General features: G+C 63.4%; 23 protein-coding genes and 1 pseudogene. 14 read left to right on the top strand and 10 right to left on the bottom strand.

Going from position 1 to position 26328, the window contains the following annotated elements; translation table 11 throughout:
* The first annotated feature begins 20 nt into the window (after positions 1-20).
* Positions 21-212, top strand: coding sequence for a hypothetical protein (locus tag IVA88_RS19060; protein ID WP_247498765.1), 192 nt, complete (start codon positions 21-23; stop codon positions 210-212).
* Here the strand turns inward: IVA88_RS19060 and IVA88_RS19055 are convergent.
* The 3 genes from IVA88_RS19055 to dmeF form a co-directional block, all read right to left on the bottom strand.
* Positions 209-1087 (bottom strand): DMT family transporter, encoded by an 879-nt coding sequence (locus IVA88_RS19055; RefSeq protein WP_247498764.1) that lies wholly within the window; start codon positions 1085-1087, stop codon positions 209-211. The genes IVA88_RS19060 and IVA88_RS19055 overlap by 4 nt on opposite strands.
* 82 nt (positions 1088-1169) lie before the next feature.
* Complete coding sequence (locus IVA88_RS19050) at positions 1170-2000, bottom strand: N-acyl homoserine lactonase family protein (RefSeq protein WP_247498763.1); 831 nt, start codon at positions 1998-2000, stop codon at positions 1170-1172.
* Between the two features lie 106 nt (positions 2001-2106).
* On the bottom strand, positions 2107-3057 hold the full coding sequence (gene dmeF / locus IVA88_RS19045; protein WP_247498762.1) for a CDF family Co(II)/Ni(II) efflux transporter DmeF: 951 nt from the start codon (positions 3055-3057) through the stop codon (positions 2107-2109).
* Positions 3058-3253: 196 nt separating this feature from the next.
* Between dmeF and IVA88_RS19040 the strand changes: the two genes are divergently transcribed.
* Both IVA88_RS19040 and chrA read left to right on the top strand, forming a co-directional pair.
* The gene (locus IVA88_RS19040) at positions 3254-4072 is read left to right on the top strand and encodes a chromate resistance protein ChrB domain-containing protein (protein WP_247498761.1); all 819 of its coding nucleotides are present in this window, start codon (positions 3254-3256) and stop codon (positions 4070-4072) included.
* A complete protein-coding gene (gene chrA / locus IVA88_RS19035) occupies positions 4072-5457 on the top strand; it encodes a chromate efflux transporter (RefSeq protein WP_247498760.1) in 1386 nt (461 codons plus the stop codon). The genes IVA88_RS19040 and chrA overlap by 1 nt, the downstream gene beginning before the upstream one ends.
* Positions 5458-5641: 184 nt before the next feature.
* Here the strand turns inward: chrA and IVA88_RS19030 are convergent, their stop codons facing one another.
* The gene (locus IVA88_RS19030; protein ID WP_247498759.1) at positions 5642-5920 is read right to left on the bottom strand and encodes a hypothetical protein; all 279 of its coding nucleotides are present in this window, start codon (positions 5918-5920) and stop codon (positions 5642-5644) included.
* Positions 5921-6199: 279 nt separating this feature from the next.
* Here IVA88_RS19030 and IVA88_RS19025 point away from each other — a divergent pair, with 279 nt between their 5' ends.
* The gene (locus IVA88_RS19025; RefSeq protein WP_247498758.1) at positions 6200-7204 is read left to right on the top strand and encodes a phosphotransferase; all 1005 of its coding nucleotides are present in this window, start codon (positions 6200-6202) and stop codon (positions 7202-7204) included.
* Positions 7205-8293: 1089 nt separating this feature from the next.
* The gene (locus IVA88_RS19020; RefSeq protein WP_247498757.1) at positions 8294-9508 is read left to right on the top strand and encodes a YeeE/YedE family protein; all 1215 of its coding nucleotides are present in this window, start codon (positions 8294-8296) and stop codon (positions 9506-9508) included.
* A gap of 57 nt (positions 9509-9565) precedes the next feature.
* Here IVA88_RS19020 and IVA88_RS19015 read toward each other — a convergent pair.
* Together IVA88_RS19015 and parC are read right to left on the bottom strand one after the other, a co-directional pair.
* Positions 9566-11107 (bottom strand): annotated as a pseudogene (locus tag IVA88_RS19015) (GMC family oxidoreductase N-terminal domain-containing protein); the annotation flags it as partial.
* A gap of 358 nt (positions 11108-11465) precedes the next feature.
* Positions 11466-13724 carry a DNA topoisomerase IV subunit A gene (gene parC / locus IVA88_RS19010; protein ID WP_247498756.1) on the bottom strand — a complete coding sequence of 753 codons (2259 nt, stop codon included), beginning with the start codon at positions 13722-13724 and terminating at the stop codon, positions 11466-11468.
* Between the two features lie 453 nt (positions 13725-14177).
* Between parC and IVA88_RS19005 the strand changes: the two genes are divergently transcribed.
* Complete coding sequence (locus IVA88_RS19005) at positions 14178-14402, top strand: hypothetical protein (protein ID WP_247498755.1); 225 nt, start codon at positions 14178-14180, stop codon at positions 14400-14402.
* A gap of 255 nt (positions 14403-14657) precedes the next feature.
* Here IVA88_RS19005 and IVA88_RS19000 read toward each other — a convergent pair whose 3' ends face one another.
* Complete coding sequence (locus IVA88_RS19000; RefSeq protein WP_247498754.1) at positions 14658-16427, bottom strand: SDR family oxidoreductase; 1770 nt, start codon at positions 16425-16427, stop codon at positions 14658-14660.
* A 284-nt stretch (positions 16428-16711) separates the two neighbouring features.
* Positions 16712-16906, bottom strand: coding sequence for a hypothetical protein (locus IVA88_RS18995; protein WP_247498753.1), 195 nt, complete (start codon positions 16904-16906; stop codon positions 16712-16714).
* 436 nt (positions 16907-17342) lie between these two features.
* Here IVA88_RS18995 and IVA88_RS18990 point away from each other — a divergent pair, with 436 nt between their 5' ends.
* The gene (locus tag IVA88_RS18990; RefSeq protein WP_247498752.1) at positions 17343-18125 is read left to right on the top strand and encodes a Crp/Fnr family transcriptional regulator; all 783 of its coding nucleotides are present in this window, start codon (positions 17343-17345) and stop codon (positions 18123-18125) included.
* A 21-nt stretch (positions 18126-18146) separates the two neighbouring features.
* On the opposite strand, the gene IVA88_RS18985 is transcribed toward IVA88_RS18990, so the two are convergent.
* Positions 18147-19076, bottom strand: a complete 930-nt coding sequence (locus tag IVA88_RS18985) for a hypothetical protein (RefSeq protein WP_247498751.1) — start codon at positions 19074-19076, stop codon at positions 18147-18149.
* Positions 19077-19090: 14 nt separating this feature from the next.
* Positions 19091-19378 (bottom strand): hypothetical protein, encoded by a 288-nt coding sequence (locus IVA88_RS18980; protein WP_247498750.1) that lies wholly within the window; start codon positions 19376-19378, stop codon positions 19091-19093.
* 323 nt (positions 19379-19701) lie between these two features.
* On the opposite strand from IVA88_RS18980, the gene IVA88_RS18975 reads away from it, so the two are divergent.
* The 7 genes from IVA88_RS18975 to IVA88_RS18945 are packed head-to-tail and all read left to right on the top strand — an operon-like array spanning position 19702 to position 26216.
* Complete coding sequence (locus tag IVA88_RS18975) at positions 19702-20802, top strand: inositol-3-phosphate synthase (RefSeq protein WP_247498749.1); 1101 nt, start codon at positions 19702-19704, stop codon at positions 20800-20802.
* Positions 20802-21398, top strand: coding sequence for a histidine phosphatase family protein (locus IVA88_RS18970; RefSeq protein ID WP_247498748.1), 597 nt, complete (start codon positions 20802-20804; stop codon positions 21396-21398). Before IVA88_RS18975 ends, IVA88_RS18970 begins: the two co-directional genes overlap by 1 nt.
* Complete coding sequence (locus tag IVA88_RS18965; protein WP_247498747.1) at positions 21395-22498, top strand: glycosyltransferase; 1104 nt, start codon at positions 21395-21397, stop codon at positions 22496-22498. Before IVA88_RS18970 ends, IVA88_RS18965 begins: the two co-directional genes overlap by 4 nt.
* A 1-nt stretch (position 22499) precedes the next feature.
* Entirely contained in the window at positions 22500-23309 is an 810-nt protein-coding gene (locus tag IVA88_RS18960; protein ID WP_247498746.1) for a nucleotidyltransferase family protein, read from the top strand.
* The gene (locus IVA88_RS18955) at positions 23306-24073 is read left to right on the top strand and encodes a TIGR04290 family methyltransferase (RefSeq protein WP_247498745.1); all 768 of its coding nucleotides are present in this window, start codon (positions 23306-23308) and stop codon (positions 24071-24073) included. Before IVA88_RS18960 ends, IVA88_RS18955 begins: the two co-directional genes overlap by 4 nt.
* Positions 24070-25023, top strand: coding sequence for a beta-xylosidase (locus IVA88_RS18950; protein ID WP_247498744.1), 954 nt, complete (start codon positions 24070-24072; stop codon positions 25021-25023). Before IVA88_RS18955 ends, IVA88_RS18950 begins: the two co-directional genes overlap by 4 nt.
* Complete coding sequence (locus IVA88_RS18945; RefSeq protein WP_247498743.1) at positions 25011-26216, top strand: phosphopentomutase; 1206 nt, start codon at positions 25011-25013, stop codon at positions 26214-26216. The genes IVA88_RS18950 and IVA88_RS18945 overlap by 13 nt, the downstream gene beginning before the upstream one ends.
* The last annotated feature ends 112 nt before the right edge of the window (positions 26217-26328 follow it).

Genomic DNA, 26328 nt, shown 5'->3' with positions numbered 1-26328 from the left:
CTTTCGCGCACAAGCGCGCGATGAACAACGACACCCGCCCGCCCCGCACATTCAAAGGCCTCTTGCGTTGGGCGACCACGCCGCCGCAGGCTTGGGGTGTCTATCTCCTCGCCATCATCCTCGTCTGGCTGATCTCGTTCTATGCCGGCTCGCTGAAGCCGAAGAAGGCGCCCGAAGCAAGCCCGCCCGCCGTGACAGCACCGCGCAGCTAAGCCGGCTTGGCATCGCCGGTCGCAATCCAGATTCCGGCGAACACCGCGATCAACCCGATCAGAAGATTCGGGGTGATCGGCTCGCCGATCAGCAGCGCTGCGAGCAAGGTGGCGGCGATCGGGTTGACCGTCATCGTATTGGCGACGCGGGTCGGCGTCGCGCGCGCCAGCGCCATGACCCAGAGGATGAAGGCGAGTGCGCTGCCGCCAACGCCCAGATAGATGCCGGCGATCCACTGCGCCGTCGTGAAGTGCCCGAGCGCTGCGAAACTGCCTTTCACCACACCCGCGAGCACCAGCACGCCGGCGCCCGCCCCCATGCCGACCGTGAGAAAGCCGAGCGTGCTGGAGCGCTGCATCAGCGGCCGCGACAGCACATTGTAGAACGCCATGCAGAACACGGCGCCCGTCATGATCAGCTCACCGCGCCAGGCCCCCGGCGGGCTTTGCGCCAGACCGGCGGCCAGCGCCGCCGCCACGCCGAGCACCGCGATGCCGACACCGATGATCTTGCGCGCCGTCAACCGCTCCACACCGAGCAGCGCGCCGACCACCATGGTGTGGAGCGGCAGTGTCGCCAGCGCGAGACTGGCGCGCGCGGCCGTCGTGTAGGAGACCGCGATGTTGTAGAGGATGAAGAACAGGCCGAAAAAGCAGATTCCGAGCAGCGCCACGGCCGCCCAGTCGGATCGCTGCGGCCAGCGCACGCCGAGCAGAATCGCACATGGCAACAGGCAGAGAAAGCCGATCCCCCAGCGCAGGATCGCGAGCAGGATCGGATCGGCGCCGCCGACGAGATAGCGAGTGATCGCTGCGGCCGTGCCGCCGAGACTGCTCGAGACAAGCGCGATCGCAACCCCGGCCCACTCCCCCACAATCGTCTCCTGTCCCGGAGCTATGCGGAGCGCCTTAGCACGAAGCTGCTGCCACCGTCATGGCAGCAACTCGGCGCGAGCGTCAGTCGTAAAACTCCGGTGCCATCTTCTGGCTGTCGCGCTGGGCCTTGTCGTGGTTGATCCAGAGCTGCGCCTTCTCCTTGCCGAGCGTGTCGGCGATCTTCTGCATCGAGGCCGCGCTCTGGTCCTTGTTGGCATTCATGCTGGGCACACGGCGGTTGTCCCAATTATCCCTAAAATGAACGGCATCGCCGGACAGCACCACCGCGCCGGTCTTCGGCAGCTTCACCAGCAGCGATTGGTGGCCCGGCGTATGGCCGGGCGTCGACAGGATGGTGACGCTGCCGTCGCCGAAGACGTCCTTGTCGCCCGCGAGCAGCTCGACCGGATGTGACGGCTTGAAGCGCAGCTCGTTGTTGGCGCCGGGCCAGTCATATTCGGCCTTTTGCACGAAGAGCGTGGCCTGCGGGAACAGCTCGACATTGCCGGTGTGGTCGGGATGGGTGTGCGAGACGGCCATCATCTTGACGTCATCCGGCTTGAGGCTGAGCTGTTCGAGCTGGGCCGCAAGCGTCTTCGGCCGCCGCCAGGTCACGGCTTTGGGATCGGCAGGCGTGAGTCCATTTGGCATCGCCGCGACTGCGTCGGCGATGCCGGTGTCCCACAGGAACCAGCCCTTGGCGTGCTTGATGAGATAGCAGCTGTCGACGAAGTCCATCGTCTTCCCCTCATTCAGGCCGGGCGTCCAGCGCGAGATGTCGCCGGCGGTGCCCTCCCCGCAATTGAGGACGTAGAGCTTTTCGACGCCGGTCTTTTCGGACTGCGCGAGCACCGCATGACTGGACAGAACGAGGGCAGCGACGGCGAGAGCGAGCTTGATCCTTGGCATCATTCGTTCCTCCCTTGCAGCCAGGTCGGCTGCCATGCCGGCTGTGACCGAGGATCAACCCCGATCACTTCGCAGAATTCCCGCAAAGCCATCGTCAATGCGGGCAGGCTCAGTGTGGGCAAGTCTCGACCTCGACCGTGACGTGGCTGAGCCCCTTCAACCCGGCGAGCCGCCTCTTGTAGACGGTCGGCTGCTTCGGCTGGTCCGACACCACCGAGAGCAGCACGGCGCAATGGCCGGGGCCGACCTGCCACAGATGCAGATCGGTGACGCGGTCGTCGCCGATCTCCATGCGCGCCCGGATCACACGCTCCAGCTTCTCGTCGGTGCGCACGTCGAGCAGCACCGCGCCTGATGTCTTGATCAGACCGAACGCCCAGCTTGCGATCACCACGCTGCCGATCAGCCCCACAGCGGGATCCGCCCAGACCCATCCCGCATACATCGCGACGATGAGCGCGGCGATCGCCAGCACCGAGGTCGCCGCATCCGCCATGACATGGACGTAGGCGGCGCGGAGATTGTTGTCGCGATGGTGGTGGTGATGATCATGACCATGATCATCGTCATCGTCATGCGCGTGGCCACGGTGGTGATGGCCATGGCTGTCGCGGAGCAACCACGCGCTGGCGAGATTGACGCAGAGGCCCAGGGTAGCGACCGCGATCGCCTCGCCATAGACGATCGGCACCGGCGTGATCAGCCGCAGCATGCTCTCATAGGCAATCTCGACTGCGATCAGGCCGAGAATGATCGCGCTGGCAAAGGCGGCGAGATCGCCGAACTTGCCGGTGCCGAAGGTGAAATGCGAGTTGCCGAGGTGCCGCCGCGCAAAGCGATAGGCGAAGGCGGCAATGCCCAGCGCCGCCGCATGCGTGCCCATGTGCCAGCCGTCGGCGAGCAGCGCCATCGACCCGAACAGCGAGCCGGCGACGATCTCGCCGACCATCATGACCAGCGTCAGGACGACCACGAGCCAGGTGCGCCGCTCGTTCTCGTCATGCTTCTCGCCCAGGAAGGCATGGTCATGGGTCCATTGTTCGATGGAATGGGAATGCATCGAAAATTCTCCGAGAAGGTCCGGGCCGTTGACCGCGAATATAGACCCGCAAGTCTCCCGGGCAAAATCGGCGGAACGAGCCGATTGACAGGTGGGTGCCGAACCGGTGTAATGAAGTTCATGGGGATTTGAGCGATCTCCCCACGAGGCGACATGCCCAAGTATCGCGTCCCGTTTGATTTTACGAGGGCGCATCATGTCTTCCTACACGACGATATCATCTGACAAACTGGCACGGCTGATCGGCACGGCGAACGCCCCTGCCCTGATCGACGTGCGCACCGACGAGGATTTTGCCGCTGACCGGCGGCTGATTCCCGGTTCCATCAAGCTCAGCCACGATAAGGTCTCGGACTGGGGCGGCGCATTTGCCGGCCGGCCCGCCATCGTCTCCTGTCTGCGCGGCGAAAAGCTCGCGCAGGGCACCGCGGCCTGGCTCAGACAGCTCGGGGTCCAGGCCGAGACGCTGGAGGGCGGTTTCGAGGGCTGGAAGGCGGCCAAGCTGCCGCTGCTCGAGACCCGCAAGCTGCCACCGCGCGACGCCAAGGGACGCACCGTCTGGGTGACGCGGGCGCGGCCCAAGGTCGACCGCATCGCCTGCCCCTGGCTGATCCGCCGCTTCGTCGATCCCAATGCGATATTCTTGTTCGTGGCTCCCTCCGAAGTGGTTGCCGTTGGCGAACGCTTCAACGCAGCCCCGTTCGACATCGAGAACGTGTTCTGGAGCCACCACGGCGAGCTCTGCACCTTCGATGTGATGATCGAGGAATTCGGGATCGCGGCACCGGCTCTGCTTCGGCTGGCAACGCTGGTGCGCGGCGCCGACACCGCGCGGCCCGATCTCGCGCCGGAAGCCCCCGGCCTGCTCGCGGCCTCGCTCGGGCTGTCGCGGATGTATGACGACGATCTCGAACAGCTCGGGGCCGGCATGCTGCTCTACGACGCGTTCTACCGCTGGTGCCGCGACGCGACGGCTGAGACTCACAACTGGCCCACCAACAAGACGAAGGCGTAATGGATATTCGCAATCTCCAAGCTGAAGCTGATGCCGGTCACGGCATCAGCTTCAGTGAAGCTTTTCGCGTCTGGCTCCGCGTCGCCTGCCTGAGCTTTGGCGGGCCCGCGGGCCAAATCGCGGTGATGCACCGCATCCTGGTCGAGGAGAAGAACTGGATCTCCGAAGGTCGCTTCCTCCACGCGCTGAACTACTGCATGCTGCTGCCGGGCCCCGAGGCGCAGCAGCTCGCGACCTATATCGGCTGGCTGATGCATCGCACCGCCGGCGGGCTGATGGCGGGCGGGCTGTTCATCCTGCCCGGCATCATCGCCATCATGGGCCTGAGCTACGTCTATGCTGCCTTCGGCAATGTCAGCTTCGTCGAGGCGCTGTTCTTCGGGCTGAAGGCCGCCGTGCTCGCCATCGTCGTCGAGGCCGTGGTGCGCGTCGGCAAGCGCGCCTTGAAGAACCGCATCATGATTGCGCTCGCCGCGATGGCCTTTGTCGTGATCTTCTTCTTCGCCGTCCCCTTCCCCATCATCATCATTGCCGCCGGCATGATTGGCTATGTCGGCGCCAGGCGGGGCCGTCCGGAATTCGCTCCGGCCGGTCACGGCCCTGGCGGCAGCAGCGCCCTGGTCGACAGCATGCTCGGCGACGCCGTGCCCGATCACGTTCGCCCGGACACCGCGCGTACCGTCCGCGTCGGCGCGCTGTGGCTAACGCTCTGGCTGGTGCCGGTGATCGCGTTGCTCGCGGCGTTCGGGCAGGCCAACGTGTTCAGCCAGATCGCGCTGTTCTTCTCAAAGATGGCGCTGGTCACCTTCGGCGGCGCCTATGCGGTGCTGGCCTATGTCGCCCAGCAGGCGGTCGAGCACTATCACTGGCTGAAGCCGCACGAGATGCTCGACGGTCTCGGCATGGCCGAGACCACGCCGGGCCCACTGATCATGGTGCTCCAATTTGTAGGCTTCATGGCGGCCTACCGCGACGCCAGCGGCCTGTCGCCGATGCTCGCGGCGACGTTGGGCGGACTGCTCGCAACCTGGGTCACGTTCACGCCCTGCTTCCTCTGGATCTTCGTCGGCGCCCCCTACATCGAGCGGCTGCGCGGCAACGCTGGCCTCGCCGGCGCGCTCGGCGCGATCACGGCCGCCGTCGTCGGCGTGATCCTCAACCTCTCGATCTGGTTCGCGCTGCATACGCTGTTCCGCGAGACCGTGCCGGTGCACGCCTTCCCGTTTGCCTTCGACATGCCGGTGCTGACGAGCGTCGACATCCCCGCGCTCGTGCTGTCGATCGCGGCCGCGACCGCGATCTTCCGCTTCAAGCTCGGCATGCTCACGGTGCTCGCGGGGAGCTGTGCGGCGGGCGTAGCGCTGCGGCTGGCGGGTGTGATCTAGAGAGCGGGCTCATACGTTCGTCGCGTCCGGTTTGCTACCGGAAGGCAACGTTGAAGCCGATAGGCCTGCATGGCGGCCTTGGGCCCAAAATCGACATCGCTGATGCTGTACTCGGTCACTTCATCTGCGGTGCCCGGCGTGGGCTGGTATGGTTACCCCAGTGCCTTCGCGGTTCTTGCGAAAATTAGCGCGCGAATTTGCAGTAAGAAAACACCGCCGAAGTGACCGTAAGCAATGCCGAAGCGATCCAGATCGGCCCCAGCATAAAGAGGGCTATCGCGCCCTGCCCACAGGCACCGCATGCAACCCAAAACAATGTTGGAAAAAGACATAGTGGGATGACTACGGCAAATCCTGTACTGAGCCAAACTCCTCTCGCCCCCCATCGCGCACCAAAAAACCACGGCATGGCGGGAAAGCCGAAAGACAGAATAACCGAGAGAGTCATCAGAGCGTCGAACATGATTGGCTCTTGGTCGTTAACGGGAGGCAGACGGTTCAAACTCATACGAAAACCGCGCGAACCTTTGTCATCGCTGCTATCCCGACTCCGGGCGCACGAGTCAAATACCAAGAATTGACATGGCCACTTGACGACCGCTGGGGTCAGAAGTGTTCTTCGATCAAAGGCGCCCCGCAGGTCGGCTACGGACCGATAACCGGACATCGATCAAAGCAAACTCGGCTTTACCTGACGCGAAGTCGCTTGTAGGTTGTGCAACCTTGGAACTGGACGCGAGAGATGGCAGACCCGTTCGCCGCGCTTTCGGCTACGCAGCGGCAGGCAGCAGTGCAAGCGACGACGAGCGTATTGGGGGCTACTGCAAGGCTAGGCATCCGACCTTTGACAGGTGGGGTCTCGGGAGCATTTGTTTTTCTAATTGAGACGAATGGCCGGCGCTTCGTGCTGCGAATAGAAGGTCCGGAGAGCCCCTTGCGCAATCCTCACCAATATCTCTCTATGCGCATCGCCGCGGAGATGGGAATTGCGCCCCAGCTTCATTATCTCGATGCCAACAATCGTGTCGCGATGATGGATTTTATCGAAGATAGACCACTTGAAGCCTATCCGGATGGCAGCTCAGGACTAGCCCGAGCGATTGGGGGGATGCTCAAGCAGCAACAGAGTGCACCCCTGTTTCCATACTTCGTGGATTACCCGGAGGTTGTGAACAGGCTCTGGACCCATGTTTGTAAGACTGGGCTTTTCGTCGACGGCCTCTTGGACGAAGCCTCAAGACGGCTAGTCGAGATTCGCGCGACCTACGGTCTTCGAGCGGAGCATTTTGTTTCAAGCCATAATGATGTACTCCCTAGAAACGTTTTGTTCGACGGCGAGCGGCTCTGGTTGATCGACTGGGAAACCGCCTATCGCAACGATCCGCTTGTTGATGTGGCAACCGCGCTCGACAACTTCGCACAATGCCCGGAATTGGAAGAGATGCTGTTGCTCGCTTGGCTTGGTTATGAACCAGATCGCCCTCTGCGCGACCGACTGGCACAAGTGCGCGCTCTCACGCGGCTCCATTATGCAGGAGTGCTGTTCAGTGCTTCGGCACTTGCGCCGCGCGAGAAGCCCGATGACAATCTCTCGGCGCCCAGCTCCGCGCAGTTCGAGCGAGCGGTTCGCGAAGGGCGGCTTGTAGCTGGGACTGCGGAGACCACCCATGTCTTGGGCAAGATGTTCCTAAGCTCATTCGTGACGGGCTCGATGCCTCCCGGACTGCCGCCGATGTATATGCGATAGCGTGAAGGCCGTTCGCGCTCCCGGTCAGCAAGGAATTTCGCGGCGATGCTAAAGGAGAGCGGCGCGGAGTCCGAATTGGGTCACAAGCCGTCGATGATGACCAAGCGGGGCGACTTCCGCTTTGCCTCATAAGCTGCCGTTTATGACTACATGCCCTCCAGGCAAAAGTTCGTCACCTAAGCCTCCCCGTCCACCTTTGCCGTCGGGCAAAACAGCCGATTGCCGTGGCAACATCCTCGTCAAGCTCCGCCCGCAAATATGTTCCACTTTATCGAAATTCGGATTTGTCGTACACACCAAACACCCTGGCCCGAGACAAGGGTCGGATCGCGATCGTCACGAACCGCGGGCTGGGGTGCGATGGACGCGACGGCGTCGGGCGCGATCGGAATTGCAGGGCGGCTCTTGCCGTGAGCAGTCACCACCGCGCGTACGACACGGCGCCGACAGCGTCTTCGCATGGCTTCGGGCGTGAGCACACGCCAGCACTCGAAGTCCCAGCGAAGACGTGCGCGGACGGAGAAGTCGTGTGGTCCTGACGCCCGGGGTCTGTGCGTCAAGTCCAGCTGTGAAGTGGCGGCCCGACCGGGTGCGAACATCAGTTATCGGCGGGGGGACGGGGGCAATAGTGCATCGCTCCCCGGGGAGAGCACGAAGGACACCGTTAAAACCATTGCGCAGGGAAGGCCGGGCGATCTGGCGAAACCTGTGGTTCACCCCGTGTGCGTTTCCATAGCGCACCGACCTGCGGGTGCCAGCCGGCGCCTGGCCTTCCCTGCGCCCTTGTCTCGATACGGGCGCCGCGAGAAGTAAAACTCAGGCGAAATGCGCCGCGAGAATGCGAACTCTCGCCCGCTGTTTGAACATGTATCGGCGCGACGACTAGTCTGGTCCTGCTGCACTATCCTGATGGCGTGGCGCTGCAGCTGGCCGGGGTGATCTAAGCACGGCGCGGAACTTGCTCTGACCCGAGTCGCCCGCGCGCCGATCACGGCTGGCTCAGTTCCAGAGTGAGAAGATTGGAACGGGGACAATTCACCTCGGTTACGTCCCATTGCCACAAGGGTCCGCTTTCCTTGGGATGAGAGCATGACTGATCTGTCCATCGATGCACGGCTGCTTGCCCCTGATAATGACCGGCACAGCGCCAATCTCACGATCGTCGCTCTTGCGGCGGCGATTCTTCTGGCGGGCGCAGCGGCCTTGTCGGGCACGATCTCCTGGCAGCAGGGATTGCTGTTTCTTCTCGGAGGCGCGCTCGGCCTGACGCTGTATCATGCGCTGTTCGGGTTCACCTCGGCCTGGCGCGTCTTCATTGTCGCGCGAAGAGGCGCCGGCCTCCGCGCGCAAATGGTCATGCTTGCGCTGGCGACGGCTCTCTTCTTTCCGACCCTGGCGCAAGGCACGCTGTTCGGCGTTGCCGTGCATGGCGAATTCGGCGCGGTAGGCGTGGGCATGCTGAGCGGGGCGTTCCTGTTCGGCCTTGGAATGCAGCTTGGCGGCGGATGCGCCTCGGGGACGCTTTATACTGCCGGCGGCGGCAACACCCGCATGCTGGTGACGCTGGCGGCCTTCATCGCCGGATCGACGCTCGGTGCATTGCATCTGCCGTGGTGGAGCGCGCTGCCGAACATCGGCGCCGTCTCGTTGATCGAACGGTTCGGGTGGGTGCCGGCGCTCATGCTCTGCTGGGCTGCGATGGCTGCGATCTATCTCATCACCGTCAGGGCCGAGATCGGCCGGCACGGCGAACTCGAGCCGGGAGCGCGGACGAAGCTGCGCGGCGCGCGCCGCTTCATGCAGGGGCCGTGGCCACTCCTGTGGGGTGCGATCCTGCTCGCGATCGGAAATTTCGCCACGCTGTATCTTGCGGGGCGTCCATGGGGCATCACCTCCGCCTTCGCGCTCTGGGGATCGAAGATCCTGATGGGCCTTGGCGTCGACGTCGCGTCATGGTCCTACTGGCAGGGTCCTCGCGCTCCATCGCTGCACCAAAGCATCTTCACCGACATTACCTCCGTCATGGATTTCGGCATCATCCTGGGAGCGTTGCTGGCCGCAGGCCTTGCCGGCAAATTCAATCCGACATGGCGCATCTCCGCACCCTCGCTGCTCGCCGCCATCATCGGCGGCCTGCTGCTCGGGTACGGCGCCCGGCTCGCGTATGGCTGCAATATCGGCGCCTATTTCAGCGGGATCGCGTCAGGCAGCCTGCACGGCTGGTGCTGGCTGGTCGCGGCTTTCCTCGGCAACATTCTTGGAACATTACTGCGACCGCTGTTCGGCCTGGCCGTCGAGCGGTAGGTCCTCGTGTGCGCGCAGTTTCGTCAGACCGCCATGGCGGGGACGGCGATCGAACCAACGTATCATCATGCGCGCGATCGCTTCCCCGATCACCACCGTCGTGAAGTGGGTGTTGGCCCGGCAATCCGACGGCATGATCGAGGCGTCGGCGACCCGCAAGCCGGAGATACCTTTCACCGTGCCATCAGGGTTGACCACGCCGTCGGCATCCTTAAAGCCAGCCATGCGGCAGCTGCCGGCGGCATGCTGGATGTCTCCGGTTTCACGCCGCAGCAGCGCATCGAGCTCGTTATCGGGCAGCGCGGCGGCCTGCGGCAGCGTCAGATCGGTGTCGGTCAGCCGGATCCAGTCAGCAATGCCTGATAGCGCCGGCTGGGACGTGATCACGGCCAGTCGCTTCACCGCGTCCTTCATGCGCAGCATGTCACGGGGATCGGCCAGCATGTTCTCCTCGACAACAGGATCGATCGCGGGATCGGTCGAGGCCAATTTAAGCGTTCCCCGAGAATACGCGTTGAACAGCCCGGCGCCGATCGCGCCCGGCACGCCGATGCCGCGGTGGTTGAAGGCGATCAGGATCATGTCGCGCTTCCCGCCATCGGCGAGGCCGGAGGAATAAATCACGCAGCAATTGGTGTGGCGGGTGTCGGGATCGGTCGGCCGCAGGTTTTGGTGGAGCTGGATCGTGGCGCGAAACAGCGGATGGTCGAAGAAGTGGCGGCCGACCGGCAGATCGCGCTCGACCGCGATCCCCATGGCCTTCAGCTCATCGGCGGGGCCGATGCCGGAACGCAGCAGGATCGCCGGACTGTGGATGGCACCGGCGCACAGCACGATCTGGCGCGCGCTGATCTCGCTGGTGCCCTGCCCTTCGATGTGAACGCGAAGGCCGGTCGCCCGGCCGTCACTGATCATCACGCGATCGACCAGTGCGTGCCCGCGAATTTCCAGATTGGCGCGGCCCCGCGCGGGTTCCAGATAACCCTCGTTGGTGGTGATACGGCGGCTGTTCCGGCTGTTGATGGGATAGCAGGCGACGCCCTCACCGTCCGGGCCGTTGACGTCGGCGCACCAGGGATAGCCGCTCGCCAGCGCCGCATCGCGCAAGCCGCAATCGATCGAGCCCCATTTTTCCGGAGGTGCGCGATAGACCGGCAGCGGACCACCGCGGCCGTGGCCGCCGGTGTCGCCGAATTCCAGATCGTCCTCGATCACCGAGAACAACGGCATCACGTCTTTCGCAGACCAGCCGGTGCAGCCATTGGCGGCCCATTCGTCGAACGCATCCGCGACGCCGCGGATGGCGATCTGACCGTTCATCATCGACGAACCGCCGAGCCCCTTGCCGCGCCAGTAGAAGCGCGGCTCCTGCCCGGCGACACGGCGCGTCAGAAGATCCGGCCATTGCCATTTCTCCTGGTACTCGCGCTTGTGGATGATCGGGATGGGATTTGGCGTCATCACTTCCCAGGGCGCCTCGTCGGCGCGCCAGTCCAGACCCGCCTCCAGCAGCAGGACGCGCCGTGCGGGGTCTTCCGAGAGCCGTGCCGCAACGGCGGCGCCCGCCGAGCCGCCGCCGACAACAATGACATCGTACATCGCGTTACTTCTCAACGTTCCAGAAAACCGGGATGGCGGACGGTATCAGACCGCGCAAACTTGCGGAACGCAAATTGGAGAGCGACGCTCTCGCCTCTCACCATTGCGAGCGCAGCCAAGCAATATAGACGTCGCCGCGAAGAGACTCTGGATGCTTCGCTTCGCTCGCAATGACTCGTGCCCCGGACGCAGCGCAGCGCTACTTCAGCGGTGCGCTGCTGAGCCGGGGCCCATATGTTCGAGGATCATCCGTGCAGCGTGGGTCCGGCTCTGCGCAGCAACGCCGCAAGCGCGTTTACGCGCGTCTTCCACGCACTACGGAGCGTTGCAGCGCGTCCGGGACACGCGGGCGCCATCCCTACCCGATCACCTTGCCGAACTTGTTCGACTTCGGGAAACCCTTCGGCGGCAGCCGGCCTGCATCACCGCGGCTGCCTTGCCATTCGGCGAGTTCCTTCATGGTCGCCGAGAATTCGCGGCCGGCGGAGTCCTTCCAGGTCAGCCCCGCCTTGGCGTCGAACACAGCGATGTCGGAGAGGCCGCCATCCTTGTACTTCTGCAGCCGCGTGCCGCGGCCGCGTGCCATCTCCGATACCTGGTCGAGCGGGAAGACCAGCATTTTGCGGTTCTCGCCGATCACCGCGACAGTGTTGCCGAGCACCTCAGTGATCGCGCACGCCTCGTTCGGCATGTCGACATTGAGGACCTGCTTGCCTTTCTTGGTGGTGCCGACGCAATCGTCCTCGTTGACGACAAAGCCCTGGCCCTCGTGGCTCGCGACCAGGAATTTGCGCCCGCCCTTGTACACAAATAGCGCGACCGGAGCCGCTTCCTGCTCGAGGTCGATGAACAGGCGGATCGGCTCGCCGTGGCCGCGTCCGCCCGGAAGCTTGGCGACATCGAGGGAGTAGAACTTGCCGTTTGTGGCGAACAGCAGCAGCTTCGAGGTCGTCTCCGCGAAGAAGGCGAGACCGAGCTTGTCGTCCTGCTTGAAGGTCAGGCCCGAGAGATCCTCGACATGGCCTTTCATGGTGCGGATCCAGCCCTTGTCCGAGACGACGACGGTCACCGGCTCACGCTCGACCAACGCTTCTTCCATGGCGGCGAGATCGTGCTCGGGCGCGTCCGCAAAGGTGGTGCGGCGCTTGCCGAGCGGGGTCTTCGGTCCGAACATGTCGCGGACCTTGCCGACCTGCTCGGCGACCTTTTTCCACTGCTCGGGTTCGGACGCCAGCAGTCCCTCGATGCCCTTCAGCTCCTTGCGCAGATCCTTGTCCTCGGTGCGGATCTCCATTTCCTCGAGCTTGCGCAGGCTCCGCAACCGCATGTTGAGGATGGCTTCGGCCTGCAGCTCGGTGAGCTTGAACGCCTTGATCAACGCCGGCTTCGGCTCGTCCTCATTGCGGATGATCCTGATCACCTCGTCGATGTTCAGATAGGCAATCAGCAGGCCGCCAAGTATCTCCAGCCGGCGCTCGATCTCGGCCTTGCGATGGTTGGTGCGACGGATCAGCACGTCGCGCAGATGGTCGAGCCATTCACGCAGACACTCCGCGAGTCCCACCACTTTGGGAACGCGGCCCTTGATCAGCACGTTGAGGTTCAGCGGAATCTTGTTCTCGAGCTCCGTCAGCCGGAACAGCGATTCCATCATCACCGCGGGATCGACGTTCTTCGACTTCGGCTCGATGACGAGACGAACGTCTTCGGCCGACTCGTCCCTGATATCGCCGACCAGCGGCAGCTTCTTCTGGTCCAGCAGCTCGGCGATCTTCTCAACCAGCCGCGACTTCTGCACCAGAAAGGGTATCTCGGTGACGACGACGACCCAGGTGCCGCGTGTGCCCTCTTCCTGCTCCCACCTGGCGCGAACCCGGAACGAGCCGCGGCCGGTGCTGTAGGCTTCAGCGATTGCCTGCTTGGAATCGATGCAGATGCCGCCGGTCGGGAAATCCGGCCCCTTGACCCATTTCAGCAGCGCCTTGGACTTCGCGTCGGGCTTCTCGATCAGATGCAGCGCGGCGTCGCAAAGCTCGGCGGCGTTGTGCGGCGGAATCGATGTCGCCATGCCGACCGCAATGCCTTGCGCACCGTTGGCGAGCAGATTCGGGAAGCCGCCGGGCAGCACGACCGGCTCTTTCGACTGGCCATCGTAGTTGGGACGGAATTCGACGCCGTCCTCGTCGATGCCCTCGAGCAGCAGCCGCGCGACGTCGGTCATGCGCGCTTCGGTGTAGCGGTAGGCGGCGGGATTATCGCCGTCGATATTGCCGAAATTGCCCTGGCCGTCGACCAGCGGATAGCGCGAGGAGAAGTCCTGCGCGAGGCGGACCATGGCGTCGTAGATCGCCTGGTCGCCATGCGGATGGAACGAGCCCATCACGTCGCCAACGATCTTTGCGGATTTCTTGAAAGCCGTGCCAGGGTCGAGCCGGAGCAGGCGCATGCCGTAGAGGATGCGCCGGTGCACCGGCTTCAGGCCGTCGCGGGCATCCGGCAGCGCGCGGTGCATGATGGTGGAGAGCGCGTAGGCGAGATAGCGCTCTTCCAGCGCCTCACGCAGCGGCACCTCGTGAATTTCGGCCGGTTCTTCCGGCGGAATCAATCGCTTGCCCATTAAGCTTGTACTTTCAAAGACTTCCCACCAGCTTCCCGGTGGTTTTCCAAACCAGTTCCCAATTCGGCTCCGCTGGAGCGCGATTCGGCCGGATATATAGCAGGCCCGCCCCCGCCGTGCGTCCCCTACCCCGCGGTAGGACCGATCGGCGAGTTATCCACAACCATGACAGGAGCCCGAAACTCGGCAGCTTCTCCAACGCGCTGATCGCACAATTGGGGAGAGTGTCCTGCTGCGGGAGATCAATGCCGAGGTCAGGAGAGAACTACGCCTCACCCGCTACGAAATGGAGCGGCAACTCGCGCGCTCGCGCTTGAGCAAGGCCCGTCGTTCTCGGGCTGAGGCCGCTCAGTTGGCGTCCCTTATCCACACCCGCGACAATCAGTAGCTCGGCGCCGTTCCGACCTCCTGCCAATCCGGAACGATCATCGGTGCCGGCGCTTGGGACGAACGATGACGGACAGCTCCATCATTCTCTTCCCTGGCATGATCAAGCCGCTGCGCTTGGCGCGGCTCTACGGCTACTTGGTCCAGCGCAGCGATGGCCTCTATCATCCAGGCGGCAGTCATCCGGTGTGCTCGGCGTCGTTCGCCCAGCGGATGGTGGAAGGCGGCTGGTTTGCGAAGTACGGAGACCGCTACGAACCTACTCAGCAGGGTCTACGAGCAGCCGAGTGATGCACCGGATCAGACGAGAACGCCCTGCTGGCCAGCCGGCGCCGGAGTGCTTTCCTGAAAACAAGCGACCCCAGGCCGGGTGCAGCTACCTGGGCTGGGGCCGCTCCGGGACTGAGGGTTGGACTAAGCCCCGTGCGCCTAAAACGCATGCTGAGCCAAGTCCAGATGGTGACCATCGTTCCTATCGGACCAGGACCGACCAGCGCGGCCCCGGAGCCTCCGCCCCCAACTCGGCGCCCATCGGAGCGGCCTTGATCACGCTCGTCCACGCTTCGTTCTCACGCGCCGTTCGGGCGTACGACCAGCCTTCGAGGCGACGAAAGCCAGGCAAGCAGCGATACCAAACGCCGCGAGCCCCTTACTGATCACCCCGGCGGGCGGAAGTTGCTTCCGTGACAGCCAACCGCCATCGATGGATGTGCCCTGCGGACCAGCTTCGAGCATGGTGCCCTCGCTGCTCTTCGCGGGGCGCGCGCGAGACAGCAAGAAGCGGAAGCCAGCTCCCACGATGTTCTCGGCGACCTGCGGAGCAATTGCGTAGGCAAATTGGCCGGCGCGAGCCGGCCAGCCCACGGCGACCTCGTCACGGGGCGCGTGGACGAGGCTCACAAACGTTTGGGCAACGTCTTCCGACTGGTACAGCAGCGGACCGGGATCAAGCGTTCGGCCAGAAACGTTGGCGCCATGGACGAAGCCCGGCGTATCGACCATGGCCGGGAAGACTCCGCAGACATGAATCTTGCGGTGAGCCCTGAGTTCCTGGCGCAAGCTCGCGGTGAAGCCGCGCAGGCCGAACTTGCTCGCGGTGTAGGCCGCAGCAAAGGGTGTCGGCGCCCAGCCGCCCAGCGAGATGTTATTGATCAGGATACCGCGGTTCTGGCGAAGGAAGATCGGAAGCACAGCAAAGGCGCCATGCATCGTGCCGAGGAGATTGACCTCGATCGTTCGGCGATGGAGCGCAATATCGGCATCCTGATAGGCCCCGAAAACGCCCGTACCGGCGTTGTTGATCCAGACGTCGATGCCACCGAACGCGTCTTCGGCCTCTCGGGCCAGTCGCTGCACTGCCTCGGCATCGGTAACATCGGTCGGGATCGCCAAGGCGCGGCCTCCGAGCGCCTCGCATTCCGCAGCGAGGCTCGTCAGGACTTCGCCGCGGCGCGCCGCCAGGACCACGCTTGCACCCTCGCTGGCAAAAGCCAGCGCCGTCGCACGGCCGATTCCGCTGGAGGCGCCTGTTATGACCACGCGCGTGCCTATCATTTGCCGCGGCTCAGATCCGGAAGCGCCCGCGGGGAGCAGCCAGTGCAGGGATCGCCGCAGGCGCCCGGTCCCGTCCGTTTTGAACCAGTCGCCATGGGCGAAGATCACCCGCTCCGGAGACAGGCGCACAAGTCGCTCGGCCGCGGCCCGCGCGGAACGGCCGCCGAGACGCAGCAGCAGCCGCAGATAGACCGGTGCCATGCCGTTCGGCTTGGAGACGCCGAGAAGGTTTGCCGCAGCCTCGTTTGGCGCGCTGAGATCATCGGGATCGAGATTTTGCACGAGATCCGTCAGGATCAGTGTCCGGCTGCGCTTGTCGAACAGCTCGATCTCGCAGAACATCGGAGCGTTCACCGAGACGGCTTCGAGATCGGCCCTCCATTCCTCGGGCGCCGAGTCTCCCAGCTCGCGGTCGATGCGAACGCGCGCTGCTCGAACTTGCCTGCGCGCCGAAAGGCCGCGCGCCGCGAACGTCGTCAGCTGCGGCAGCGCCCTCTGCCAGTCGGACAGGAACATCCAGTGCGCGATATTCGGCGCCAGCAGGTACCTTATCGCTCCCAGCCGCTCCAACTCATCTTGGAGGGCCGGCGAATATCGTACCGGCGAATGCAGCACGAGATCGCCATTCGACAACCGAATGACGGTCATGCGAACGGGGAGTTTCAGACCGGCAGCGCTGATCGGCGCGTCGTCCACGACCCAGATCTCGTCCGTCGCTCGCGATAAACGGGCGGTCGAAACGGTCGAGTCGGAACTTTGCATGAGCGTCTTCCATCAGGAGGTGTTTGCTCAAGCTACAGGAGCGACGCTCGTTCCTCGCTAGGACGCCCGAGCCTGTTTGCGGACGTTGCGTCGGCGACGGCCTGCTGCAAGCCGGCCTCGATCCACCCGCCCGCCGACTCGCCGGGTTCGCTCCGTCCAGTCGCGACCGCTGGTCGCCAGAATGGCCATATCGCGCTTGAAATCCTCCATGGCAGCGAACCCGTCAGGACCAGGATCTTGAGGACTGTAACGTGGAAATTCACCCCGCCCCCACACGACCATCGTCACATTGTCGGGACTTCCGAAAGGGCATTGCGGGCAGCCTGCTTGAGGCGATCCGCAGAAATATCACCCTTGCTTGCAGTCTCCAGGAGCTTCGACGCGACGTGAGTACGGGCGCCGATCTCATAGCGGGGAACACTTTCACACACCTCGTCGAGGACGGTGCGCAACAACGCCTTGGTCGCGGTATCAATCATGGAAAGCCCCAGCGGAAAGCTTCACCATAGAGCAATCGCTCCGGCCTGTGATTCAACCGTGTTAATGATCTGAAACTTTGCGGGCCTGCCTGACCGGCGCCCTTGAGATGAAGGAGTTCGCGGTTCCCCCGGCTGCGCCCTAATGATGACATTGACAGCACTCACCGAAAGCGGATCAGCGCTTTCTGAACGCTCTTCTGCATCAACGCCTCCAGCACAGGCGGAACGACGGGAACCGGCGCCTCGAACCTGAACGCCGGCGTGACAGCCCAGCGACGGCAATTATAATAATGAAGTTAGCTTCGACCTCCAGTGCAAAGCTCTTCACCCAAATAATGCACCTGAACGGGACGAACGTGTCAAACTTTAATGCGTTCTATCGTTCTCCTGCACAAGTTAGGAGACGGGCTCTGGGCTCTGGGTTACCGGACGGCCAATGCAAGCAGGATTCGCGTTCTCCAAGCTCGCCGACCGGCTGGCGAGTCTCACTCCCGTAACTGCCGACGATCTCCACCTGCTCGCGGGCATGGCAAGCACAATTGCGCATCTAAGTTCGCGTCAGGCCGTTCTGCGGCACGGCGACGATGCCACCCAGTGCTGTCTCCTGCTCCAGGGGTATCTATCGTGGCAGGATGCAGAGAGCGCGGACGGGCAGATCACGTCAATCTATGTTCCCGGTGACATCGCCAATCTACACACGCTTTATCGCCCTCGCGTCGACGGCAACCTGATCGCACTCGGCCCCGCTATCGTCGCTCTCGTGCCACACCGTTTCTTTCACGATTTATCCGCGCGTTCGCCCGCTATGTCTCGCGCATTGCTGCTGATGCTCCTCACCGAGCACGCCATTCAGCGCAACTGGACGGTGAATCTGGGTAGCCGTGATGCACTGACGCGCGTCGCGCATCTGCTGTGCGAGATCACCACGCGCTTGCAAAATGTCGGCCTTGCGAGAGATTTCAGGCTGCCATCGCCCTTCACCCAATCGGACCTTGCCGCAGCGTGCAGCATCTCCCCGGTCCACGCCAATCGCACCATTCAGGAACTGCGACGATGCAACCTCCTGCAATGGCAGGGCAAGACCGTGACGATCACGGACTGGCCGAGACTCGTGCGGCTCGCAAATTTCGATCCGAATTATCTGGGGATTCGTTTGAGCCATAACGATGCTTCGTCGTCGCAGCTCAGGCCGCTTACGGCGGACGCTGCTCTCGTTTGAACCTTTTCGAGGGGCCGTTTGTCAAACGACACCTTGGAGACCTTCGCAGCGCGCGACCAGGGTCTTCCGCGCTTCTCCGAGGACATCGTCCCAATCGCCTGGCGTCCTCTGGTGAAACAGCCGCAGGCTCGGATACCACAAGGAGCGAGCGCCGGATGATGGCCAACGCCAGTCGCAATCCGCATGCAACAGGACCCACGCGTCACGTCCGAGTGCTCCTGCGAGATGAGCGACCATGGTGTCGACGCAAATGAGGAGATCGAGCTGCTGGAGCAGATGACCGAGAACCGTGACGTCAGGCGTACTGGCGTCCGGCGCGCCGATCTCGGCCAGTTCGCAGGTCCGGGCTCCGCGCTGGAGCGAACAGAGCGTTACGCCGGGAACGGCAAGATGCCGTAACAGCGCGGGCGGGACGGTCCTGCGCTTGTCCCAATTGCCGACTTCCCAAACCAGGCCGACGGCAAGACTCCCGTCTTCAAGACCTCGGTCGGGCGGAAGCGCTGGCTCGACCAGCGCTGGCAGCGATACGTAAGGAGCGCGCATCTCGACGTGATCCCGCCTCGCCCTTATGGCATGCGGCACCTCCATGATCTCGATATCGACCTCGAAGTCGAGGTCAGGCGCACCGTCGTGGAGCGCAACGGCACGATCGACGCCGGCCGCTCGCTCGACCAGCGGCAGAAGCTCGATTTGGCACCAGACCGTGACACGGCGCGCGATATCGCGAAGCGGTCGCATGAAGCGCAGGAACTGGATGGTGTCGCCGAGCCCGTGGTAGCAACGGACCAGCACATCCTTGCCCCTCAGCTCCTCGCCGCGCCAGATCCGCTGCAGGTGACGCGGACCGGTATGCTTGGGCGGATACGCAAGCATCGCCAGATCGCGGTCGTTGATCGCCCAGGCGCGTTCGAAGTCGCCTGCCCGCATCGCCTCGGTCCAACTGCCCGACACCTGCGCTGATCCGATCAGCGCCGCACGAATTTGTGGAAACGGCTCGGCTTACCGTCCTTGGTCCGGTCCTGGTGGAGGAAGGCAATGCCGGCCTCGTCGAACTTGGCGAAGAATTCGTCCCAGCTGATCCGGTCGAGTCCCTCGTCTGGCGGATCGAAATCGATGCGCAGGATGCCGGCGTGTCCGTCCTCCTCCGTAGCCTTGACCGTCGCAGGCTTTCCACCGCGCTCCTCCGCCCATTTCCGGATGACGTCGTGACTGGTGGTCTGCTGGGCTTCGCTGTTTTGCGCTTTGGAAGACATGTGACACCTCGATTGCTGACAAAACCGAGCGACGGATCGGCCATCGCGTCAGGCTGTCCGCCTTGAACGCCGGCCGCGAGAATTTGTTCTTTCGGGACGTCCGGCTCCCTCGAAGCATCATCATCTTCTTCTTCATCTTCATCCTGGTTCGTTCCCTCCAGACTGCTCCGGATTCTATCCCAGGTTAAGCGCACAGGATTTTGTCGGCCAAAATCGAACAAGGCGCGGGCACGACCTCTCGAGTTCAGGAACGAACATACGTTCCCCACGTTCGCCGACGTACTTACGTGCACACCCGTATGTTTTCCGGAGGGTTTCGATCCATGCATTCTCGTCTTCAGGACAGGCGGCGCGTGCGCGTCGGCATCGTCGGTGTCGGCAACTGCGCGAGTTCCCTCGTTCAGGGGCTCACCTATTACCGGAACGCCGAGTCGAACGAGCCGGTCCCCGGACTGATGAACGCCGACGTCGGCGGCTATCATATCAGCGACATCCAGATCGCGTCGGCCTTCGACGTCCACGCCGGCAAGGTCGGACGCGACGTCGCCGAGGCGATCTTCGCGAGACCCAACAACACGCATCGTTTCTCCGATGTTGCGCCGACCGGCGTCGTCGTCCAGCGCGGCCCGGTCATGGACGGCGTCGGCCACTATCTCAAGGAGGACATTCCGATTGCGGATGTCTCGGAAGCGGACGTCTCGGAAGTGCTCGCGACATCGCGCACGGATGTGCTGGTGTCCTATCTTCCCGTCGGCTCGCAGCGCGCGAGCGAATTTTACGCTGCGCGCGCGGTCGAGGCCGGCTGCGGCTACGTGAACTGCATCCCGGTCTTCATTGCCTCCAATCCCGACTGGCGACGACGCTTCGAAGATGCGGGCCTGCCGATCGTCGGCGACGATATCAAGAGCCAGGTCGGCGCCACAATTTTGCACCGCGTGCTCGCCAATCTCTTCCGCGACCGCGGCGTGCGACTGGACAGAACCTACCAGCTGAACGTCGGCGGCAACACCGATTTCAAGAACATGCTCGAGCGGGAGCGACTGACCTCGAAGAAGATCTCCAAGACCCAGGCCGTCACCAGTCAGTTCGACGTGCCCATGGACGCCGACAATATTCATGTCGGCCCGAGCGACCATGTGCCGTGGCTGACAGACCGCAAGCTGGCTTTCATCCGCCTGGAGGGCACGACGTTCGGAGGTGTCCCATTGAGCGCGGAAGTCAAGCTCGAGGTCTGGGACTCCCCGAACTCGGCGGGCGTCGTCATCGACGCGGTCCGCTGCGCCAAGCTCGCCATGGACCGCGGACAGGCCGGCGCGCTGACCGGCCCCTCGAGCTATTTCATGAAGTCGCCGCCGCAGCAATTCACGGACGAGGAAGCCGGACGGCGGACGCGCGCCTTCATCGATGACAAGGCATACACCTGATGGCGAAGATCATTCATCTGATCCGCCACGGGCATCATGCCCTGCTCGGGCGCACGCTATGTGGCCGGATGAGGGGAGTAGAGCTCGATGATCTCGGCTGCGAGGAAATCGCGCGATGCGCCGAGACCTTCACGCCGCGCCCAACCATGATTCAGTCGAGCCCGCAGCGGCGCTGCATGCAGTCGGCCTGCATCCTCGCCGCGCGCTTCGGCTTGCCGGTAGAGATCGTGCCGGCACTCGACGAGCTCGACTACGGCGAATGGACCGGACTGTCCTTCGAGGCGCTCGCGCGGGACCCGCGATGGTCGCGCTGGAACGAACAGCGCGGAACGAACCGTCCGCCGGGCGGCGAAAGCATGCGGTCGCTCCAGAAGCGTGTCGTCGCCCATCTGGAGCAGGTGCGCAGTGATCGCGGGACCGGCACCGTCGTCGCCGTCAGCCATGCCGAGCCGATCCGCGCGGCGCTGCTGTATTATTCCCGCAAAGAGCTCGACGACTTCCTCTCGATCGAAATCGATCCAGGCAGCGTCAGCACGCTCAGCGTGGACAATCGCGGAATCAGGATCACCGGGATCAATCAGCGGGTGTTAGCGTGAAGATCGTCATTTTCGGCCTGACAATTTCCTCTTCCTGGGGCAACGGTCACGCGACCTTGTGGCGTGGGCTATGCAAGCATCTCGCGCGAGCCGGCCACAGCGTCGTCTTTTTCGAGCGCGACGTGCCCTACTACGCCGGCGCCCGCGATTTGTACGAGCTGCCCGGCGGCCAATTGCGACTGTTCTCGAATTGGAGCGATGTGCTTCCTTTGGCGCGCAGCGATCTTCGTGACGCCGATGTCGCGATCGTGACCTCCTATTGTCCCGATGCGATCGCCGCGACCGAGCTTGCCCTGTCTGAAGGTCGCGCGCTGCCCGTGTTCTACGACCTCGACACGCCGGTCACGCTGGCGAAAGTCATGGCCGGCGAGGCCGTTCCCTATATCGGGGCGCGCGGCCTGCGAGATTTCACACTGGTCCTGAGCTTCACCGGCGGGCCGCGCATCTGCAATGAATTTCGCGACAGGCTCGGCGCCTGCAACGTCCGCCCGCTCTACGGCCACGTCGATACGGACATTCATCGGCCAGTCCCGTCTCAGCCGCACTACTGTGCGGATCTGTCCTATCTCGGCACATATTCGCAGGATCGTCAGCGCGCGCTCGAAGCTCTCTTCGTCGAACCCGCACGGGCACGGCAGGATCTGCGCTTCCTGATCGGAGGTGCGCAATACCCGGAAGATTTTCCCTGGTCGCCAAACATCTATTTCGTGCAGCACTTGCCGCCGTCGGAGCACGCGTCGTTCTTTGCGTCGTCCCGGCTGACACTCAACGTTACGCGCCGGGCCATGGCTGACATGGGCTGGTGCCCCTCCGGGCGCTTGTTCGAAGCGGCGGCCTGCAAGGCCCCACTGCTCAGCGACGATTGGCCGGGGATCGGTGAATTCTTCGCACCCGGACAGGATATCCTGATCGCACGCGATGAGAAGGACACGCTTGCTGCGTTGACGATGGACGACATGGAGCTCCAACGCATTGCTCAGCGCGCATATGAACGGACCATGGAGCAGCACACGTCGGACAAGCGCGGCGGCGAACTGATTTCGCTGCTCGAGCAGGCGGCATCCGTCGGCACGCGCCGGCAGCAACCCGAGGAGGCCTGATATGTGGGGCATCGTTCCGGCCGCGGGCCGCGGCAGCCGCATCCAGCCGCTCGCCTTCTCCAAGGAACTGCTTCCGGTCGGAAGCCGACGGGACGACGGCATGGACCGTCCGTGCGCCGTCTCGGAATATCTGCTGGAGCGGCTGATCCTTGGCGGCGCTGACAAGATCTGCTTCGTGATCTCCCCCGGCAAATCGGACATCCTCGAATATTTCGGCGATCATTATGGCAGCGCACAGCTCGCCTATGTCGTGCAGCCCGACGCGTCGGGGCTGTGCGATGCCGTGTTCAGGGCGGGCACGGTTGTCGGCCATGACGAAGACGTCCTGGTCGGACTCCCGGATACAGTGTGGTTCCCCAAGGCGGCTTTGCAGGCATTGCCGGCCGCTGTCCTGTCGTTTCTGCTGTTTCCGGTTGAACATCCCGAGTTCTTCGATGCGGTCGTCCTCGACGGCGATCGCGTGACGGAGATCCAGGTCAAGCAATCGGATGCGGCGTCAAAATGGATATGGGGCGCCTTCAAGATGTCTGGCAAAGGATTTCGCGAACTCCAGTCGCTGTGGACGAAGCGCGACCCCCGGGATGAATATTTCGGGACACTCGTCAACGCCTACATCGCGGCCGGCGGCCAAGGGCTCGGCGTCAAAGCTGGCGAGTCCTACGTCGATGTCGGAACCATCGACGGCTACCGGACGGCAATGGCATTGCTCGCGGAAAGCTCCGCCGGGAATGGACGCTCCCGATTGCTGGCCGGCGGTTCGCCCGAGCCAACCCGCCCAGCCCCCGCAATGAACAATGGAGTGACCGCATGAGCAGAGGCGCCCTCTCGCGCGAGGAAATCCGCCAGCGCGTCGATGCGCTCGGGCCATGGTTTCACAATCTGGACCTCAATGGCGTGCCGACAGCGCCTTCACACTTCCTCGGCGACTATCCCAACGTGAAATGGCGACGCTTCTCGGGGATCATCCCGGACCGCCTCGAAGGCAAGACCGTACTCGATATCGGCTGCAATGCCGGTTTCTACGCCATGGAGATGAAGCGGCGCGGCGCCGAGCGCGTCCTCGGCCTGGACACTGACGACGAATATCTCGAGCAAGCCCGCTTCGCGGCCGAGGTGAACGGGCTCAGGATCGAATTCCGAAAGATGTCAGCCTATGACGTCGGACAGCTGCGCGAGAAGTTCGATCTCGTGATCTTCATGGGCGTGCTCTACCACCTGCGGCACCCTTTGCTGGCGCTCGACCTGATCCATGAGCACGTGGCCGGCGATCTCCTGCTGTTCCAATCGATGCAGCGCGGCGACAACCGCGTGGATCCCGTCGACAAGAACTACGACTTCTGGACTACCGATCAGTTTGATTCCGCGGGTTATCCAAAGCTGCACTTCATCGAGAACAAATATGCCGACGACCCCACCAATTGGTGGGTGCCGAACCGCGCCTGCGCCGAAGCCATGCTGCGCAGCGCCGGCTTTGCGATCGCGGCGCATCCCGAAGACGAAGTCTATCTCTGCAAGCGGGTGGCAAGGCCGCAGGCGGAAGGTCCGGTCTATCCGTCGCGGGAGACCGGCCGATGATCGAAGCCGCCAAGATCTGGAACGAGCCGAACAACAAGTCGCATTGGGACATCCTGATCGATCCGGATTGGGCGATGTTCGCCAACCTGGCGCTCGCCGCCGGAAAGGCAATCCGCAGCGCGCATCCCACACTCCCGCGTGTGCTCGGCGGCATATCGCCGATAGATTCATCGTTCATCCGCAACATGCAGGCGCGCGGGGTGCTCGATCATGTCGATGCAGTGGCCGTACACGGTTTTCCCCTCGACTGGAATCTGTGGCAGATCGCGGAATGGCCCGCCAAGATCGAGGAGATCAAGGCGGTCACCTCGCTGCCGGTCTGGGTGACGGAGGTGGGAGTCTCGTCTTTCGGCGCCGAGGAGGTGCAGGCTTGGGGACTGACCCGAACCGCGGAGTTATTGATCGGCCGCGCGCCGCGCATTCACTGGTACAGCCTCTACGATCTGCCTTCGAGCTGGGAGGCCACGACCCGGCACAAGGAGGCTGAAGGCTCCTCCTACTACCGGCATTTCCACATGGGCCTATTGCGCGAGGACGGCACACCGAAAGCCTCGGCGGAGCTGTTCGGCAACTTTGCACCTGCGATGGGCTTGTGCCAGTGGTTTCACTTCGAGGACCATCGTCTCGATGACGCCGTGCGGTGGATGCGCCGACTAGGCGTGCAGCATCTCAGGACCGGCCTGTCCTGGGCCGACAGCTTCCGTCCCAACGCGCTCGACTGGTTCGACCGGCAGATGGACGCGCTGGCCGAGTTTCAGGTCACGGTCACCTTCTGCTTCACGCCGGAGCACCGGGGTATCGAGCCTCATCACACCAGCCCGCCGCTCGACGTGAACGAGTTCGCGGATTTCTGCGCACACATGGTCGAACGCTACTGCGTGAAAACCGGGCTCGCGCCCTCCGCAGCGTCTTCGCGTATGGCCATCCGGGAGCCGACATGCGTGCCCTGATCGTGGTGATGGATTCCGTTGGGATCGGCGCCGCGCCCGATGCCGTCAATTACGGCGACGAGGGCGCCGATACCGTCGGTCACATTGCCGAGATGTGTTTCGCAGGCAAGGCCGACGGGCCGCAGCGTCAGGGGCCGCTTCAGCTTCCCAATCTGGTTGCGCTCGGCCTTGGCCAGGCCTGCCGTCTCGCCACCGGGCGCGTGCCGCCCGGGCTGGACGGCCGTCCCGAGCATTCGCGCTTTGGCTGCGCGAGCGAGATATCGAAGGGCAAGGACACGCCATCCGGCCATTGGGAGATTGCCGGTGTGCCGGTGTCGTTCGACTGGGGCTATTTTCCAAGAACCAAGCCGTGCTTCCCGCGCGACCTGATGAAACGCCTGTGCGAACGGGCTCGATTGCCTGGTATCCTCGGAAACTGTCACGCCTCCGGCACCGAGATCATCGCCGAATTCGGCGAGCGTCACATCAGAACCGGCGAACCGATCTGCTATACATCGGCCGACAGCGTGTTTCAGATCGCTGCGCATGAGGAGACGTTCGGGCTCGAACGCCTCTATGAGGTCTGCCGCGTTGCCCGCCAACTGGTCGATCCTCTGAACATCGGGCGCGTCATCGCACGCCCGTTCATCGGCACGTCGGCAGGCAACTTCAAGCGGACTGCGCACAGGAAGGATTTCTCCGTCCCGCCGCCGGAGCGGACGATTCTCGATCTCGCCGAAACCGCAGGCCGTGATATCGTGACGATCGGCAAGATCGACGACATCTTCGCCCATCGCGGGACCGGGAGGAACATGCGCGGCGACGGCAACGACGCGCTGTTCGATGCCACGCTCGATGGGCTGGACTCTCTCGCAGAGGGCGGGATGTTGTTCGCAAATTTCATCGATTTCGACACGCTGTACGGCCATCGCCGAGACGTCGCAGGCTATGCAGCGGCGTTAGAAGCCTTCGATTCGCACGTTCCAGACCTGCTAAAACGCCTGCGCGAAGATGATCTCCTGATCATCACGGCCGACCATGGTTGCGACCCGACCTGGAGCGGCACCGATCATACCCGGGAACAGGTTCCGATTCTGGCGTGGAGCGCGCGGTCAGCTTCTCCGATCGGCGTACGCGCTGGGTTCGCGGACATCGCCGCGACGGTTGCAAGACATCTCGACCTGCAGGCGCCGGTTCACGGCGCGCATTTTTAGCCCGCTGCGCCGGCCGATTCACCTGGGTTATTGATCCAGGTTATAGAAATATTCGTTTGTAGGTTTCGCAGGAACGAACATTCCTTGCACCGCTTCTACTCCCAAATGTGAC

Origin of the sequence: Bradyrhizobium sp. 149 (assembly GCF_023073915.1) — a bacterium.
Taxonomy (GTDB): Bacteria; Pseudomonadota; Alphaproteobacteria; order Rhizobiales; family Xanthobacteraceae; genus Bradyrhizobium.
This window is presented reverse-complemented; position numbering and strand designations above follow the sequence as displayed.

Bases quoted from the DNA above. Each gene is read 5' to 3' on its own strand.
- IVA88_RS19025 (WP_247498758.1), top strand. From the start codon at position 6,200: ATGGCAGACCCGTTCGCCGCGCTTTCGGCTACGCAGCGGCAGGCAGCA.
- IVA88_RS19050 (WP_247498763.1), bottom strand. From the start codon at position 2,000: ATGATGCCAAGGATCAAGCTCGCTCTCGCCGTCGCTGCCCTCGTTCTG.
- IVA88_RS18950 (WP_247498744.1), top strand. From the start codon at position 24,070: ATGATCGAAGCCGCCAAGATCTGGAACGAGCCGAACAACAAGTCGCAT.
- IVA88_RS18990 (WP_247498752.1), top strand. From the start codon at position 17,343: ATGCAAGCAGGATTCGCGTTCTCCAAGCTCGCCGACCGGCTGGCGAGT.
- IVA88_RS19030 (WP_247498759.1), bottom strand. From the start codon at position 5,920: ATGTTCGACGCTCTGATGACTCTCTCGGTTATTCTGTCTTTCGGCTTT.
- IVA88_RS18970 (WP_247498748.1), top strand. From the start codon at position 20,802: ATGGCGAAGATCATTCATCTGATCCGCCACGGGCATCATGCCCTGCTC.
- IVA88_RS18960 (WP_247498746.1), top strand. From the start codon at position 22,500: ATGTGGGGCATCGTTCCGGCCGCGGGCCGCGGCAGCCGCATCCAGCCG.
- IVA88_RS19040 (WP_247498761.1), top strand. From the start codon at position 3,254: ATGTCTTCCTACACGACGATATCATCTGACAAACTGGCACGGCTGATC.
- dmeF (WP_247498762.1), bottom strand. From the start codon at position 3,057: ATGCATTCCCATTCCATCGAACAATGGACCCATGACCATGCCTTCCTG.
- parC (WP_247498756.1), bottom strand. From the start codon at position 13,724: ATGGGCAAGCGATTGATTCCGCCGGAAGAACCGGCCGAAATTCACGAG.
- IVA88_RS18975 (WP_247498749.1), top strand. From the start codon at position 19,702: ATGCATTCTCGTCTTCAGGACAGGCGGCGCGTGCGCGTCGGCATCGTC.
- IVA88_RS18980 (WP_247498750.1), bottom strand. From the start codon at position 19,378: ATGTCTTCCAAAGCGCAAAACAGCGAAGCCCAGCAGACCACCAGTCAC.
- IVA88_RS19005 (WP_247498755.1), top strand. From the start codon at position 14,178: ATGACGGACAGCTCCATCATTCTCTTCCCTGGCATGATCAAGCCGCTG.
- IVA88_RS18995 (WP_247498753.1), bottom strand. From the start codon at position 16,906: ATGATTGATACCGCGACCAAGGCGTTGTTGCGCACCGTCCTCGACGAG.
- IVA88_RS18945 (WP_247498743.1), top strand. From the start codon at position 25,011: ATGCGTGCCCTGATCGTGGTGATGGATTCCGTTGGGATCGGCGCCGCG.
- IVA88_RS19060 (WP_247498765.1), top strand. From the start codon at position 21: ATGAACAACGACACCCGCCCGCCCCGCACATTCAAAGGCCTCTTGCGT.
- IVA88_RS19020 (WP_247498757.1), top strand. From the start codon at position 8,294: ATGACTGATCTGTCCATCGATGCACGGCTGCTTGCCCCTGATAATGAC.
- chrA (WP_247498760.1), top strand. From the start codon at position 4,072: ATGGATATTCGCAATCTCCAAGCTGAAGCTGATGCCGGTCACGGCATC.
- IVA88_RS18955 (WP_247498745.1), top strand. From the start codon at position 23,306: ATGAGCAGAGGCGCCCTCTCGCGCGAGGAAATCCGCCAGCGCGTCGAT.
- IVA88_RS19000 (WP_247498754.1), bottom strand. From the start codon at position 16,427: ATGCAAAGTTCCGACTCGACCGTTTCGACCGCCCGTTTATCGCGAGCG.